Annotated in this window: 13 protein-coding genes and 5 pseudogenes; 6 read left to right on the top strand and 12 right to left on the bottom strand. The window is 41.4% G+C overall.

Annotation, left to right across the window (positions count from 1 at the left end; translation table 11 throughout):
- Positions 1-333 precede the first annotated feature (333 nt).
- Both F896_RS21365 and F896_RS21415 read right to left on the bottom strand, forming a co-directional pair.
- Positions 334-759, bottom strand: a pseudogene (locus F896_RS21365) (IS5 family transposase); the annotation flags it as partial.
- A gap of 35 nt (positions 760-794) precedes the next feature.
- Complete coding sequence (locus F896_RS21415; protein ID WP_261484713.1) at positions 795-872, bottom strand: hypothetical protein; 78 nt, start codon at positions 870-872, stop codon at positions 795-797.
- A 403-nt stretch (positions 873-1,275) separates the two neighbouring features.
- On the opposite strand from F896_RS21415, the gene F896_RS00690 reads away from it, so the two are divergent.
- Entirely contained in the window at positions 1,276-2,601 is a 1,326-nt protein-coding gene (locus tag F896_RS00690; RefSeq protein WP_081402397.1) for an ISNCY family transposase, read from the top strand.
- 267 nt (positions 2,602-2,868) lie between these two features.
- On the opposite strand, the gene F896_RS00685 is transcribed toward F896_RS00690, so the two are convergent.
- The 4 genes and pseudogenes from F896_RS00685 to F896_RS0120180 all read right to left on the bottom strand — a co-directional run bounded on the left by F896_RS00685 (position 2,869) and on the right by F896_RS0120180 (position 6,623).
- Complete coding sequence (locus F896_RS00685) at positions 2,869-3,216, bottom strand: hypothetical protein (RefSeq protein WP_016165163.1); 348 nt, start codon at positions 3,214-3,216, stop codon at positions 2,869-2,871.
- 443 nt (positions 3,217-3,659) lie between these two features.
- Entirely contained in the window at positions 3,660-4,256 is a 597-nt protein-coding gene (locus F896_RS00680; protein WP_016165164.1) for a DUF411 domain-containing protein, read from the bottom strand.
- Positions 4,257-4,525: 269 nt separating this feature from the next.
- Positions 4,526-5,305, bottom strand: coding sequence for a substrate-binding domain-containing protein (locus tag F896_RS00675; protein WP_004758163.1), 780 nt, complete (start codon positions 5,303-5,305; stop codon positions 4,526-4,528).
- 385 nt (positions 5,306-5,690) lie between these two features.
- Positions 5,691-6,623, bottom strand: a pseudogene (locus F896_RS0120180) (IS5 family transposase).
- 232 nt (positions 6,624-6,855) lie between these two features.
- On the opposite strand from F896_RS0120180, the gene F896_RS00670 reads away from it, so the two are divergent.
- Positions 6,856-7,095 carry a hypothetical protein gene (locus F896_RS00670; protein WP_016165165.1) on the top strand — a complete coding sequence of 80 codons (240 nt, stop codon included), beginning with the start codon at positions 6,856-6,858 and terminating at the stop codon, positions 7,093-7,095.
- 295 nt (positions 7,096-7,390) lie between these two features.
- On the opposite strand, the gene F896_RS00665 is transcribed toward F896_RS00670, so the two are convergent.
- Complete coding sequence (locus tag F896_RS00665; RefSeq protein WP_016165166.1) at positions 7,391-8,269, bottom strand: LysR family transcriptional regulator; 879 nt, start codon at positions 8,267-8,269, stop codon at positions 7,391-7,393.
- 137 nt (positions 8,270-8,406) lie between these two features.
- Here F896_RS00665 and F896_RS00660 point away from each other — a divergent pair, with 137 nt between their 5' ends.
- Together F896_RS00660 and F896_RS00655 are read left to right on the top strand one after the other, a co-directional pair.
- The gene (locus F896_RS00660; RefSeq protein ID WP_016165167.1) at positions 8,407-9,474 is read left to right on the top strand and encodes a YeiH family protein; all 1,068 of its coding nucleotides are present in this window, start codon (positions 8,407-8,409) and stop codon (positions 9,472-9,474) included.
- Between the two features lie 81 nt (positions 9,475-9,555).
- Positions 9,556-10,260 carry an IS6-like element IS1008 family transposase gene (locus F896_RS00655; protein ID WP_001067783.1) on the top strand — a complete coding sequence of 235 codons (705 nt, stop codon included), beginning with the start codon at positions 9,556-9,558 and terminating at the stop codon, positions 10,258-10,260.
- Between the two features lie 50 nt (positions 10,261-10,310).
- On the opposite strand, the pseudogene F896_RS20940 reads toward F896_RS00655, so the two are convergent.
- Positions 10,311-10,409, bottom strand: a pseudogene (locus F896_RS20940) (transposase); the annotation flags it as partial.
- A 151-nt stretch (positions 10,410-10,560) separates the two neighbouring features.
- Between F896_RS20940 and F896_RS00650 the strand changes: the two are divergent.
- Positions 10,561-10,968 (top strand): annotated as a pseudogene (locus tag F896_RS00650) (Tn7 transposase TnsA N-terminal domain-containing protein); the annotation flags it as partial.
- 41 nt (positions 10,969-11,009) lie between these two features.
- On the opposite strand, the gene F896_RS00645 reads toward F896_RS00650, so the two are convergent.
- Positions 11,010-12,175, bottom strand: a protein-coding gene (locus F896_RS00645) for an IS3-like element ISAba21 family transposase (RefSeq protein WP_085940850.1) whose coding sequence is annotated in 2 segments (ribosomal slippage) — positions 11,010-11,917 and positions 11,917-12,175 — 1,167 coding nt in all. Because the reading frame shifts where the segments join, the coding sequence is not laid out codon by codon here.
- A gap of 61 nt (positions 12,176-12,236) precedes the next feature.
- Here F896_RS00645 and F896_RS21175 point away from each other — a divergent pair.
- Positions 12,237-12,326: pseudogene (locus F896_RS21175) on the top strand (AAA family ATPase); the annotation flags it as partial.
- A 26-nt stretch (positions 12,327-12,352) separates the two neighbouring features.
- Here F896_RS21175 and F896_RS00635 read toward each other — a convergent pair.
- From F896_RS00635 to F896_RS00625, 3 genes are read right to left on the bottom strand one after another with little or no spacing between them, the layout of a single operon-like run.
- Positions 12,353-12,853 carry an alcohol dehydrogenase catalytic domain-containing protein gene (locus F896_RS00635; RefSeq protein ID WP_016165169.1) on the bottom strand — a complete coding sequence of 167 codons (501 nt, stop codon included), beginning with the start codon at positions 12,851-12,853 and terminating at the stop codon, positions 12,353-12,355.
- Between the two features lie 18 nt (positions 12,854-12,871).
- Positions 12,872-13,954: a flavin monoamine oxidase family protein gene (locus F896_RS00630; RefSeq protein ID WP_016165170.1), complete on the bottom strand. Its 1,083-nt coding sequence runs from the start codon at positions 13,952-13,954 to the stop codon at positions 12,872-12,874.
- Positions 13,951-14,634, bottom strand: coding sequence for a cupin domain-containing protein (locus F896_RS00625; RefSeq protein WP_016165171.1), 684 nt, complete (start codon positions 14,632-14,634; stop codon positions 13,951-13,953). The genes F896_RS00630 and F896_RS00625 overlap by 4 nt, the downstream gene beginning before the upstream one ends.
- Positions 14,635-14,656 lie beyond the last annotated feature (22 nt).

A 14,656-nucleotide genomic window follows, 5' to 3' on the forward strand; every position in this document is an offset into this window, starting at 1 on the left:
AAACCATGCTTAAAATTGAAGGTACATAGATAAGTTTTTATTCAAACAGCTTTGTTGCACAAAGATTTGAAATGCAAAGCGCCCCTAATTGAGCTAAATTTAAGGCGTAATTTGGGTAAGTGGTCGACCTAATTCCGTAAATCTGTTGAGGACTGCTACACGTGCATGAATCTCATTGACTTGGCTATCAAAACGCCTTGCTCTGAGTTTATCTCCTAATAATTTAATGCAGTGCATCTTAGTTTCAACCAAACTTCACCGATGATAGCCTGATTTTTTCCATAGTGTCCTGCCTGAGAAGCACTGCTTCCAAGATTAACTGTTCGAAGTAATTCATTTCGATCTAGCGAGCTGCTCTTTGTATCTTTCCAAGGTTTCACATTTTTTTCTAGGTGGAATCACCGCATGCGCTTGCCGATCTGCAATGACCTCACGGCATTGCTTGGTGTCATAAGCTCCATCGGTATAAACAGAGTCAATCTGCTCATCTTGTGGAATCTGATTAAGTAAATCACCAAGCACCTGTGAATCACTGACATTATTGGTTGTAAGCTGAATAGCGCGTATTTGTAGAGTTTTAGCATCTATGCCAATATGAAGTTTACGCGATTGGCGACGATATTCAGGTCCATATTTCTTGCGTTTCCATTCGCCCTCACCTAGAAACTTCATGCCTGTAGAGTCTATGAGTAGATGCAGCCCATCGCTACTTTTTTGGTAATTGATTGCAATATTAATATGCTTTTGTCTTCTACAAAGCGTGGTGTACGAATATCACTGATATTCGTAGCTGCTCATCCGCAAAGTTTAATCAGACTTTGCACAAAGCCAGTGACCATACGTAAAGACAGACGGAGTAAGGATTTAATCATTAAGCAGCATTGGATGGCTGCATCGGAGTAGGTTTGATTTCGCCCTTATTTTGCCTTTTGATGGAGCATACCATTGCGTAGCAGGATCAAACCAAATGGCAATATTTCCGCGATGAACGAGTGCTCGGTTATATGCGGGCCAATTGGTTGTTCGGTAGATTTTATGTGTAGGCTTCTTCATTTGAAAATTATATCGCTGAAAAAGCCTTTACAGATAGGTTTGTGCAACAAAGCCTCTATGAACTTAAAGTAACATGTTCTAAATTTAACATAATGGCGGTTTTACGAAATTAACATGTAAGCCCAAAATAGAAATGTCCGGTTTCTCCAAAGTAAAAATGTCCGCTTTTAGAATATGCGCTTTTGCAATTTCCTTAGCGGACGGTTTGATATGTTGGTGTCTATGTCGGATAAAGAACTTAAACGATTGTCGGTCTTGCAAGAAATCTGTGATCAACGTATAACTCAATCCCAGGCTGCTCAGCTACTTCATATCTCAGAACGTCACATCAGACGCTTACTGCAGAAATACAAAGCTCAAGGTCCCGCTGCATTAGCCCATGCCGGTCGTGGCCAAATCAGCAATTCTAAACTTCCTGAAGAACTCAGACTTAAGTGTCTCAATATTGTTTCAGATCAACTTTATGGTTTCGGACCCACTTTAGCGCATGAAAAGCTCACCACCGTGAATGGATTCGATCTTTCAGTAGAAACCCTGCGTTCCTGGATGATTGCAGCCGATTTATGGATCCCTCGCTGCAAGCGCCTGAAACGACCATATCAGCCTCGTTATAACCGAGATTGTTATGGTGAATTGATCCAAATTGATGGCTCACACCATGATTGGTTTGAAGGTCGAGCACCTAAATGCTGTCTGCTAGTATTCATCGATGATGCCACAGGAAAATTGCAGCATTTACGCTTCTGTGCGTCAGAGTCAGCCTTTGACTATATGATTTCGACACGTTTATATATCGAACAGCATGGTAAGCCATTGGCATTTTACAGTGACAAACATTCAGTTTTTAGGGTGAATCAAAGTAGCAAGAAAGACACCAAGATTACCCAGTTTGGACGTGTTCTGAGCACTCTCAATATCGATATCATTTTCGCTAACTCCCCTCAAGCCAAAGGTCGTGTAGAACGAGCGAATAGAACACTTCAGGATCGTCTGATTAAGGAGATGCGTCTAGAAGGCATCAGTTCAATTGCAGATGCCAATAAGTGGCTGCCGTGCTTTATTGAGCAATTTAATCGTAAATTCGCCAAGATGGCTTTTAATTCCAAGGATCTACATCGGCCTATCGCTGAAACAGCCGAAGAATTAGATGATGTTTTTACCTGGCGTGAACCCCGCAGGGTCACGAACAGCTTGACGATTACTTATGATAAATGCGTATATATCTTGGAAAACAGCGAAGAAAATCAAAGATTGGGCGGCAAGTATCTTGAGTTCCTGGAATATCCGGATGGTACTGTAGCCATTGAATATCAGGGAAGAAAAATCAATTACAGCATCTTTGATAAATTAAGTCAGCTCAACCAGCGAGAGATCGTTGAGAATAAACGTTTGGGTTCTGTGCTGGCACATATTCAACAACAGCATGAACAACTGGAACACCAAAACAAACGCAATCGTTCTCAAAAGATGCCACGTAGACAAGCACAGAAAACAGCGATTGAACAACGAAATCTAAATCCTGTGCTTGACTTGGAAATGTCCATATAGGACATTTCTATTTGGTTATTAGGTAGGACATTTCTACTTGGGAATAACATAACATGTTAGAACCCATTCAAAATGTCTATATTCTCACCAATAAAAATGTCTAGTTTATGATGGCTTAAACATCATGGACTGGATTTTGAAATGTAAATCAACGACTGTCATCAGGTTCTCAAATCCCTCAGTTTCCCCGGTATTCATCCTCATCCGAGCCAACTCAGTCGAGTAGCTCGGATTATGATGCCTACTTTTAAAGAGGCCCCCCCACGATCAGTAAGCAGTTCTAGGGAACTTATGACGATGTGGGGTGGACTGAGTCCGTTTTACCCAATCTTCCGGATATTCTTGACTGTAAGAATCATAGTAATGACCTGACCAATATTCCTGATTGTCTTCTTGGCATTCGTGATCTTGAGAAAAGTTGTGGGTGCTTTGTTGCGCTACAGCATGTTGCTGAAGTGTCTTTTCAGCTGTTTTTTCCGCCTGATCTAAAGTCATGAAAATATCGAGCAAGGCTTGGCGTTGTTGATGATTCAGAAGTTTAGCGCTTTCGACAATCAGTTGTTTAGCGAGGTTTTTTGGCATGCATGGGTTTGCATCATTGAATTTAGTATGCATAGCAGTTTCCTAGATAAGAGTTTAATTATCTCCATCGCTTCTCACGGCAATGGAGGCAACTTAACAGGGGTGAGAATACTGAATCTAGGATCAGCCAGCACGAAGCTGCCCTGCTAAGCTACCATAGGGACTGCTTAACAGTAGGCAAAAAAATAGCCGCAAGTGCGACATTTAATTGCACCTAGATATTTTATCAGGTTCTCACGCCTGCACACAGATTTTGCTGCGTTGAAATAAGATTATCCAGTAAAAAGCAGGGTGTCAAGGTCCTAATCAGTAGTTCTTATAAAAACTACTTTTTTTGTTATGATAGCGCTTTTTTAAAGGGCTGCGTAACTTCAGTCAATAACTTACTCAATCTGCTGTAATATTATATGAGAGCCACGTCCTATAGCCGGACGTGACCCAATCAGTGTTACCTAGCGCTGTACTGGCTAATATCTTCAATATTGTTCGTTTGCTTGTTTAATACTAGCATAAGGCGCGGTACTACCGTCTTTTTTTATCAGCATAATAGTATAAGGACTGAATTGATCACCCTTTTCCATGCCTGGACTACCCATTGGCATACCCGGTGTGGCTAGACCAATAGCGTCTTTGGGCGGGTTTTGTAGGAACTTATCCATATACTTGACCGGCACATGACCCTCAAACACATAACCGTCTTGGCTTATGATGGTATGGCAAGAGTACATTGACGTTGGTAATTGATGCTGCGCTTTGATCGCTGTAACTGCCTCATTACTGGTGACTTTGTCAACAATCATCACACCGTAGGATTTAGCATGCTCAATCCAACTATGACAACAGCCACAGTTCGGGTCGCGATGTACCGTTAACGTATTGTTTTTCAATGTATCTGAGATTTGAGTTTGAACGTTAGGAATGGTGGTTATCGCCTGACGCTGCTGAGTTGTTTGAGGCGTTGAGGCGATGGTATCTGTTTGACTATTTTTCTCGACTTGATTGCCACAAGCGACCAAAGATAACGCTGATAAGCTGACGAGGATTGAAAATTTAATAGAATATTTATTTGACATGATAATCTCTATTGATAAGTTGGTTTCAGCTCAAACGTGACGGGTAACGCTAAAATCACTGGTTAATCTGTAACTTTAAACTCTGCTGAATGATTACGACGTTTTCTTCGTGTCATGGTTGACTCCAAAAACAAGCATTTCCCATGCTTATTGGGGAGTAGATTATCACTTATAGGCGTGGTCTAAAATCCTAGAACCACATCATTATGCAAGGGCAGTGGCGCACACGTGAGCTTGCTCATGCAAGCACCACTGTTCTTAAGCTTATTTTATTGAGTAATCCATCCCCATTTTTTGAAGATAGCCGCACCGTCGTCGGATTGTAAGAACGAAACGAATTGTTTCGCTGCTGTGATCTGTTCACCTTTGTTGGTTAGCACCACACCGGTATCACGATAGATAACATAATCTTTTTCAATGGGCACAACTTCCGCCAAGGTGGGGTTCGCAACTTGCCAAATGTTCCAGATTAGCCAGGCATCCAAAGAAGTGTCATCAGTCCATTCCTGTTTTGCGATGGCGCTGTTTTTGGCGTATTTGGCAATATTTTTTCGGAACGCTTTCACCGACTCAATACTTCCTTTACGGCCCGCTGCGTCCTCCCATACACCATTTTGTCCAGCACCATTGACCACCAAAATTCTGTGTCCAGGTTTGAACAAATCGGAAAGTCCCTTGATATTTTTAGGATTGCCCGGGCGTACAAGTATTGCCAATGGCCTCAGGTAGAGCGGCTTAACCTTGGTTTCATCAAATCCGCCCTCCATAGCCTGGGCGAAGTCGGTCATCATCGTTTCAGATCCGCTGTAGATAATGTGAGCATCGTCTTTTGCGTTTTGAATCCATTTTGGTGTGGGGCCAGCGGTAACTATTACTGGTGTGCCAGTTTTTTCCTCAAATGTCTTCGCGGCTTCTTTCATCGCGGGAGCTGGGCCGCCCGGGCCATAAACTCGTACCTCTTGAGCCGCATGAGAAATTGCTGGAATGACAGCGGACATGCCTAACAGACATGATGTAAGTACGGGAATTAGATGCTTTAGCGATTTCATGGTTACTATCCTAAAAAGAATTCTTTTGATAACAATATTGCTGAAAGGACATTTTTAAGTGTCTTGTCGTGCAACCGAAGCATACTGTTGAGTGATCTTGATTAATCTATTTCACGAAGTACTCAATACCTGTCTCAGACATCAACTTGTCGAGGAAAGTTCTCTCCTTTCTATAGAAGTGAACCGCCCCGGATTTTGAGGAGGCTCCGTTATTTGAGACAATGGAGTCATCATGAGCAAAATCCGAACCAAATTTACCCCCGAAGTGCGCGAGCTGTCAACGCCGGTTGAATTTTGTCCGCATCCCCTAGTGGGTCATTTTTACATTGGCGGGGCTTTGTTGCACAAAGATTTGAAATGCAAAGCGTCCCTAATTGAGCCAAATTTAAGGCGTAACTTGGGTAAGTGGTCGACCTAATTCCGTAAATCTGTTAAGGACTGCTACACGTGCATGGATCTCATTCACTTGGCTATCAAAACTCCTTGCACTGAGTTTATCTCCTAATAATTTAATGCAATGCATCTTAGTTTCAACCAAACTTCGACGATGATAGCCTGACCATTTTTTCCATAGTGTCCTGCCTAAACGTTTAATTGTTCGAAGTAATTCATTTCGCTCTAGCGAGCTACTCTTTGTATCTTTCCATGGTTTCGCATTTTTTCTAGGTGGAATCACCGCATGCGCTTGCCGATCTGCAATGACCTGACGGCATTGCTTGGTGTCATAAGCTCCATCGGTATAAACACAGTTAATCTGCTCATCTTGTGGAATCTGATTAAGTAAATCACCAAGCACCTGTGAATCACTGACATTATTGGTTGTAAGCTGAACTGCTCGTATTTGTAGGGTTTTAGCATCTATACCAATATGAAGTTTACGCCATTGGCGACGATATTCAGGTCCATGTTTCTTGCGTTTTCATTCGCCCTCACCTAGAAACTTCATGCCTGTAGAGTCCATGAGTAGATGCAGCCCATCGCTACTTTTTTGGTAGCTGATTACAATATCAATATGCTTTTGTCTTCTACAAAGCGTGGTGTAATCTGGAGCTATCCAATTTAATCCGCAAAGTTTAATCAGACTTTGCACAAAGCCAGTGACCATACGTAAAGACAGACGAAATAAGGATTTAATCATTAAGCAGCATTGGATGGCTGCGTCGGAGTAGGTTTGATTTCGCCCTTGTTTGCCTTTTGATGGCGCATACCATTACGTAGCAGGATCAAACCAAATGGCAATATTTCCGCGACTCATGAGTGCTCGGTTATATGCGGGCCAATTGGTTGTGCGGTAGATTTTGTGTGTAGGCTTCTTCATTTGAAAATTATATCGCTGAAAAACCCTTTACAGATAGGTTTGTGCAACAAAGCCAATTACTGGCGCAAAATTTTTAAATGTTAATACGGGGGTAAAGGCAAGGCAGGTCAGAGGATTAAAAGCCTCCAACCGTACAGATGATGTTAGTCAAGCAAATACATCGTTCCGTCTTTCAGCTATTGCACAAATAGTTAGATGGTATATAGGGTACTTGAATAGCAAAGGATAGGATATGCCAATGTTCGATATAGAAGATTCAAAAGATGTTGATTTAAAGAACAATAAGACCTCAAAAGAAACCTTAGCTAAAGTCAAAAATGTTGAAGGTTTTAAAGCCAAAGGTAATGAGGCTGGAGTTAATTCCAAAGAACCGAAAAGTGAAGAAAAAATAGTAGAATTGAAACCAAATTTTATGGGAATCGGTATTAATCTGAGGGCTTTATGGGAAAAAATAAGATTCAAAAAAACATAAAAAATCAGCCAGCGCTTAACAGTTTGCACCAGCTTTTGCATTATGATTTATGAGTAATCTAAGGTTTTTACTCAGATACGCTTAAAGAAATGATCTCCTTGCTCAAAAAGAGTAACAATATTCATTGGACACATTGGTTTCAAATTGCCCTCGATTTATATGAGTCAAGCAGAGCACTGAGCTCATATGCTAAGAAGCATTTGTAGTCAAAGCAGAACAAACAATAATGCTTCGACCTTCAGCTTCTTATATATACACGACTTACAGCTCAATTCTAATTTTACTCACATAACCTCTATTCACTAAACAGGCTTTTTTCAAATGCTTGTGCAGCATGCGAAGACGGTCTGTCTTTATAATGCAGTTGGTATAGCGGCCGAGAGAGTTGCTCGTTATTTTTTTGGCTCAGGCGCGCTAATTTGCCTAACTGCACTAAATCTTCTGTGACTACGTTTGGAAATAAAGCGACCCCCATACCTTGAGCAACAGCTCTTGCTATAGCTTCGTTGCTGCCTAATTGCATACTTTGCTCTGCTTGTACGCCATGCTCTGCTAATAACTTTACAGACATTTCTAACGTGCCAGAGCCTGGCTCGCGTAATAACCAAAACTGCTCGTTTAACCATGCTTTTAAGTCTTTAGTGGGCTTAAAGTTGCTCGGTATAACCACACTCATTAAATCACTTTGCCAGTGCTTACTAATAATGTGCGGCTCGGTAGGTGTGCCTTCAACCAGTGCTAAATCGATAGTGCATTCAAGTAAGGCATGCTCAATTTGCGTGGTATTAGCCACTTGTACTTCTACTTTTATATGCGGGTACTGCGCACAAAATTTGGCTAAATAAGGCGGTAGCCAATAACTGGCAATGGTGGTGCTGGTGCCTATAACTAATGTACCGCGCTTAAGCCCTGTTCGCGATTTAATATCTTCAATGGCGGCTTTTTCGATAGCAAAAATACTGCGGGCGTGATCATACAAAGCTTGGCCGCCCTCGCTTAGGGTGAGCTTTCTACCCTTAGATGCACGTTCAATAAGTTGAATGTTTAACTGATGCTCTAGCTCTTTTAGCGCTTTAGAAACAGCGGGCTGGCTTATAAAAAGCGCTTCGGCTGCGCCTGAAAAACTACCCAATTTAGCCACTGTATAAAACACCCTAAGTGAATGTAAGTTCATTGAACAACCTTAAATTGCATAACTCTAAATTGTATAACTTTAAGTTATCAAATCATGATTTTAATATATTGGAGTTATATTTTGAGCTTTCTTACAATTAAGTCAACACATCAACTTGGTTTAAGTGAGGGAATATTATGCTTAGCGCTATTAAAAGTAGTTTTCAGCCTTTGACTAAGCAATACGGCGATACGCGCTGGTGGTTAGGTATGCTGCTGGTGGTTGTGTTAGCGGGGGCATCTGTTGCATTAAGTAAGTTACCTATAATGCAAAGTGCGCAATTTAGCTCCTTAACAATTGGTATTGTGCTTGGCATTATTGTGGGTAACAGTGTGTTTGCGCGCATTGCTACGCGTACAGATGTAGGCGTTGATTACGCTAAAAGTATATTACTCAAAGCGGGCATTATTTTATTTGGGTTTAGGATTACTTTTGCACAAGTAGCGGGTGTAGGCTGGCATGGCCTATTAACCGATGTGGTAATGCTGCTTGGTACGTTTATATTAGCAGTACAGCTAGGTAAGCGCGTTTTTAAGCTTGATGAACAAACAACCATACTAATAGGTGCGGGTAGCTCTATTTGTGGCGCCGCAGCGGTAATGGCAACAGAGCCAGTAATAAAAGCACAAGCGCATAAAGTATCTGTAGCGGTGGCAACGGTTGTGGTGTTTGGCACGTTAAGTATGTTTGCCTACCCAATTATGTTTGAATATATGGGTGTGAGTGAGCATGCGTACGGTATTTTTGTTGGTTCAACCATTCATGAAGTTGCGCAAGTGGTAGCAGCAGGGACTACGGTAAGTGCCAATGCGGCTGACACCGCCGTGATAGAAAAAATGCTACGCGTAATGATGCTTGCGCCATTTTTAGTAGGCTTATCGTTTTGGCAAAGTAAAAAGCATGCAAACATAAACGCACATGGCGGCGAGCAAAAAGCGGGTATTTCAATCCCTTGGTTTGCAGTGTTATTTATAGTGGCAAGTGGCGTGCATTCGTTATCGGTTATTCCGCAAGGAACTACAAACGCTATTATATGGTTTGATAATATACTACTTACCATTGCCATGGTCGCACTTGGGCTGCGTACACATGTTGGCGCTATTCGCCAAGCGGGAATAAAACCACTGTTATTAGCAGGCTGTTTATTTTTGTTTTTAACCTTAGCTGGCTTTGCCATTAATGTAGGCATTGCACAGCTGTTTTAAATATAACCTGGTCGAGGGGGCACTGTTGCAAATAGGCTGACATGATAAGCTAAATATCTTATTTATTTCGAGATACAGCAGATGAATCCCTTCCACGGTCGGCACTTTCAAGGTGAAATCATTCTTTGGGCTGTTCGTTGGTATTGTAAATATGGCATCAGCTATCGTGAACTTCAAGAAATGCTCGCTGAACGAGGCATAAATGTGGATCACAGTACAATTTATCGTTGGGTTCAGCGTTATGCTCCAGAAATGGAAAAACGGTTACGCTGGTATTGGCGTAATCCTACAGATTTACATTCATGGCATATGGATGAGACTTATATCAAAGTGAAGGGGCGATGGACTTACCTGTATCGTGCAGTTGATCAACGGGGTCATACGATTGACTTTTACCTTTCCGCTAGACGGAACAGTAAATCAGCCTATAGTTTTCTAGGAAAGATCTTCAATACGGTGAAAAAATGGCAAATTCCACGGGTCATCAATACAGATAAAGCAGCGACCTATGGCCATGCTTTATCACGATTAAAGCGAGAAGGAAAATGTCCAGTAGATATTGAGCACAGGCAGATTAAGTATAAAAATAATGTCATTGAATGTGATCATGGTAAGTTAAAGCGAATCATCAGGGCCACATTAGGATTCAAATCTATGAAGACTGCTTATGCCACAATTAAAGGTATTGAAGTCATGCGTGCACTACGTAAAGGACAAGCATCGTCATTTTATTATGGTCAGCCTCAGGGTGAAGTGTGTCTAATCAACAGGGTTTTCGGTCTCTAAGCACTTTTTAAAGGGAACATCATCGACTCAAATCACTATTTGCAACAGTGCCAGCCAGTGACCATACGTAAAGACAGACGGAATAAGGATTTAATCATTAAGCAGCATTGGATGACTGCGTCGGAGTAGGTTTGATTTCGCCCTTGTTGTCATTTACAGCAATAGATAAGAGTGGCATGATAAGAAAACAATAGGTTGTCACTCTAAAATTACACAAATAGATTAGAGTAATGACAGCAATAAGCAAGAGTGGCTTGCAAATTTACACGAATAGGCACGAGTAGCTGTAAGAGGTTTTCTATGAAAAGAATCAGTGATGAATATTCTCCAGTTAGGAAATCTCAAACTGTATATGGGAGTATTTCGGTAAATTACGCTTTTAGAGGGGAAAAGACGATTTGGTGTGAATCTACTCTTGAGCGTGATTTTTTGATTAAGCAAGAGTTCAATAGCAATGTTATAGATATAGTAAGCCAGCCTATTACCATACCATATATAACAGAGTTGGGTAATGAATCTACTTATACCCCTGATTTCCTAGTACAGTTTTCCAGTGCAAATTGTGATGATTTTGAGGAAATCACCTGTCCACTGTTGATAGAAATAAAACCTAGAAAGAAACTTATAGAGGATTGGAATAAATTAAAGCCAAAATTTAAGGCAGCTCATGCTTTCGCTAAAGAAAAAGGTTGGAAATTCAGGATCATTGATATGTGCTGAATTAGCAGGAGACTTTCACTTGGGATATGCTAGGCAGCTAACCGATAAAAGTTCTCTGCTATTTGATTTGGCGTTTTAAAATCCAAACTCTTTTGAATTCTTCGCTGATTATAAAATAACACAATGTATTTTGTAATATCTGCTTTAGCTTCATCTCTGGTTTTATAGTTGCAATGATGCACTAATTCATTCTTGAGTATGCCCCAGAAACTTTCAATCGGTGCATTATCGTAACAGTCCCCACGTTTGCTCATTGAACCTTGAAAATCACATTTTTCCAGTATCTTTCGATATTCATGGCTGCAATATTGGCTGCCTCTGTCCGAATGAACAATTAAGCCTTTCGTTGGTTTTTGATTACGAATCGCCATAGTCAGTGCATTGCAAACAAGTTGTGCGGTCATACGCTCATTTAAGCTATAGCCAACCACTTGTTTCGTGTACAGGTCTTTTACTGCTGCCAAGTATAACCAACCTTCAGCAGTCCAAATGTATGTAATATCGCTTGACCATGCAAGATTGGGCTTAGTCATTGAAAACTGTTGCTCTAGTAAATTTGCGTAGATCGCTCGATTATGATCACTCTTCGTAGTTCTTTTGAAACGCTTATGACGCTTACAATACAGCTGGTTGAGCTTTTTTATTTGACGTACAGCATACGTACTGATTTTGATACCTTGCGCTTGTAAATGCTTAGTTAATCGAATATAGCCATAGCTTTGTTTAGTTTCCTCATGAGCTATTTTGACCAAAATTGTCTGTTGATTTCGCTGAACCAATCTTTTATTCATGCCTCGTTTTAGCCAATCATAAAATCGTGACACTGAAACGTGAAGTAATCTAGCCATAAAGCTAATCGGGAATAAATGTCTTTGCTGTTTCATATAGGCGTACCTTACTGACTTTCTTTCGCAAAGTACGCTGCTGCCTTTTTTAGAAATTCACGTTCCATTTCAGCTGTTTTGAGCTGTTGTTTGAGCTTTTTATTTTCTTCGAGTAAGGCATTTAGATCAGGTGAATATTGTTTAGTGCCTGCTAAGGTGCCAGTCTTTGCTTTATTATTCCAATTTGAAAGAGTTTGCATTGAAATGCCAAGTTGTCTGGCTGTTTCCGATACATTGCCTTGATTGGCTTCAATCAATTTTATTGCTTCAACTTTAAATTCTGCGGTGTAAGTCTTCTGTTTCTTGCTCATGGTAAACTCCTGATGAGTGTCTATAGTTTACCAAGTTAAAACCTCCTGTTTTCTCAGCACACATCACTGTCATGTAGTACAAATATCGGGTGAGAGTTATCGTTTGAGGGATAAAAAAAGAATTGGGATTCAGCCCCAGGTTGAAACTTAATACGAGATCAAAGGGGTCAATTTTACTTAGCCATTTTTAAGGTAAAAGGGGTCAATTTTAGAATGCCGTTGACAAGCACACACCAAAGGTGCAGCTTCAACTGAACTTAGTTCATCAGGAATAGTCACTAATCCTGTTTCTTTGGCAAGTAGCATTTCTGCATAGCCACCATCATGGCTACTCCCCATAACAGGCTGGTTGTTGCAGAGATTAAATAAACCCTGACGACATTCAGCACAGTGATTGCAATGTCCGCCTAGGCGACTGACTCCAACTCGCTGACCAATTTTCCAATAGGATGAGGAATCTGCAATAGCAATAATCCGCCCAACCACTTCATGACCTGGCACACGGGGATATTGAAAATCAGGATTGCTACTTTCGACTGTGGTGGCATCTGCACCACAGATGCCACAGGCTTCCACCGCAATCAGAACCTCACCTACCTGTGGTGTGGGAATATTTCGTTCAACCATTTCCAGTTTACCAAACTGGCTTACCTGTACGGCTTTATAAGTCTTTTGCATAAATATGCCTATTGAATTTTATAAGAGTTGTTGAATACGCTGAACACCAATCTGAGCAGCATCTATCGCCCCTGCTAAATAGCCTGAATAGTGCTGTGACCATTCGCTAGCAATGCCAATGATACGGTTATGCCAAATTTGGTCATTCGGGGTATTTTCAGGTGCTACTCCATGAGAGACAGCAGGGTTTTTCCAGTCATCTTCAGTGGCGGTAAAATTGTCTGCTGACCAGTCTTTGATATATTCATATTCAGGGGTTGCAGCTTCTGAACCAAACAGGCGAACCAGTTGTGCCCGACAATGTGCCATCAAGTCTGCCTCACTGACTTTTTTACGAACGCTTGCAGGAATACCCAGAAAACCAAATAAGGCGGCATGACCATTGGATGTAGACGCATCGTGAATTTCACCCATAGGGCCAACATGGCTACTGGCTTGACCAGACAAGCCCTGTTTTCTCCAAAAAGCTTCAGGATAAACTGCCACATACTTGGCATGGGGAGCCATCCATGTCGCAGTGTGTTTCCACTGGCTCAGTAATGCAGGGGGCAAGGCTGGAGAGAATAAAATGTGTTGAGCAGTTAGACGAGGTGCAAGCGCAATTAGGATATAATCTGCTTCAATAATTGTTTCATCACCCGCCTGATTCTGAGTGGTTAAATGAAGTGGTGCTTGTTCTTGTTGAGTAATATGAGTGACCTGTTGTTGAGTCATAATTTTTTGTGCAGGAATTTGTTGGGCTAAGCCATGAATCAGGCTGCTCATTCCACCCTCAAGGCGAATCGAGGGTGTCGATGCCCAAGGACTTGATAACTGTACAGGGGGTATTCCTCTTTGCTTTTCAAAGACCAACTTACCCTTTTCAAACTGTTCGGAAAACGTCAATTCCAATTGATGTACCAGTCGCATTAGATCAGGATTGAGGTCAGGCCAGATCCATGTTGCACCTAAATCAAATCCTCGCTCTGAATAGACACGTCCTCCTAAACGCTCTCTCGCTTCCAGTACAACATAGTCGGTGATTTTAGCTTGCTCCAGTAAATAGGCAGCATAAAGGCCACTTAATCCTGCGCCAATAATGGCAATCTTGGTCTGTATCATGACTGCTGCTCCATAAATTTTTGGGCAGAGGAAAGATGGCCTGTTTTTACATACAGCATTGCGCCTATTTCACTTGCATAAAAACTATGGCTACTTTGAAGTGGTAAACGAATCCATGAACCTGTGGGATAACACTCTCCATTTGCAATCAATTCACCCTGTACAATTAAAAGTTCTATCCCATTTAAACTATGTTCATCAAAACTCTGATGTGGTTTAAGTTTTTCGAGATAGGTATGTTCATCATGCGAGAGGTATAAGGGACAAATCAGACGCTGACCAAGTGTTTGCCAGTTTTCAGGATAATGAGTATTGATACGCACAGTCTCAGTATTAGTCTTGGACATTTGCATGAGTTTGACAAAAATCAGTGTGCCATCTTCACTGGATGGAGTATGTTTTGAACCATCTGGATTGCGTAAATACCAGCCTGCTGGATAATGCTGATCATTATTTTCAGTGAATGTTCCTGAAAGCACCAAAATTTCTTCACCCAATGGATGCTGATGCTCTGGAAAAATGGTGTGTGGTGTATAACGAACCAAACTCGTGGCACGGGCAGTTTCATCTCCAACCCGATCCAGCATAACTCTTTCAACTTCACCACGAGGAGACTTGACCCATTGATAGTCGTTGGGTTTAACCACAGCCATTTGGGAAAAATCAGCGTTAATTAACATGCTTTGTCTCATCCATTCAAAA

The organism is Acinetobacter genomosp. 15BJ, from assembly GCF_000400715.1.
GTDB lineage: Bacteria > Pseudomonadota > Gammaproteobacteria > Pseudomonadales > Moraxellaceae > Acinetobacter.

Excerpts from the sequence above, each read along its gene's own strand:
- F896_RS00690 (WP_081402397.1), top strand. The coding sequence starts at position 1,276 with ATGTCGGATAAAGAACTTAAACGATTGTCGGTCTTGCAAGAAATCTGT.
- F896_RS00635 (WP_016165169.1), bottom strand. The coding sequence starts at position 12,853 with ATGCAAAAGACTTATAAAGCCGTACAGGTAAGCCAGTTTGGTAAACTG.
- F896_RS00660 (WP_016165167.1), top strand. The coding sequence starts at position 8,407 with ATGCTTAGCGCTATTAAAAGTAGTTTTCAGCCTTTGACTAAGCAATAC.
- F896_RS00665 (WP_016165166.1), bottom strand. The coding sequence starts at position 8,269 with ATGAACTTACATTCACTTAGGGTGTTTTATACAGTGGCTAAATTGGGT.
- F896_RS00670 (WP_016165165.1), top strand. The coding sequence starts at position 6,856 with ATGCCAATGTTCGATATAGAAGATTCAAAAGATGTTGATTTAAAGAAC.
- F896_RS00625 (WP_016165171.1), bottom strand. The coding sequence starts at position 14,634 with ATGTTAATTAACGCTGATTTTTCCCAAATGGCTGTGGTTAAACCCAAC.
- F896_RS00685 (WP_016165163.1), bottom strand. The coding sequence starts at position 3,216 with ATGCATACTAAATTCAATGATGCAAACCCATGCATGCCAAAAAACCTC.
- F896_RS00630 (WP_016165170.1), bottom strand. The coding sequence starts at position 13,954 with ATGATACAGACCAAGATTGCCATTATTGGCGCAGGATTAAGTGGCCTT.
- F896_RS00655 (WP_001067783.1), top strand. The coding sequence starts at position 9,556 with ATGAATCCCTTCCACGGTCGGCACTTTCAAGGTGAAATCATTCTTTGG.
- F896_RS00680 (WP_016165164.1), bottom strand. The coding sequence starts at position 4,256 with ATGTCAAATAAATATTCTATTAAATTTTCAATCCTCGTCAGCTTATCA.
- F896_RS00675 (WP_004758163.1), bottom strand. The coding sequence starts at position 5,305 with ATGAAATCGCTAAAGCATCTAATTCCCGTACTTACATCATGTCTGTTA.
- F896_RS21415 (WP_261484713.1), bottom strand. The coding sequence starts at position 872 with ATGATTAAATCCTTACTCCGTCTGTCTTTACGTATGGTCACTGGCTTT.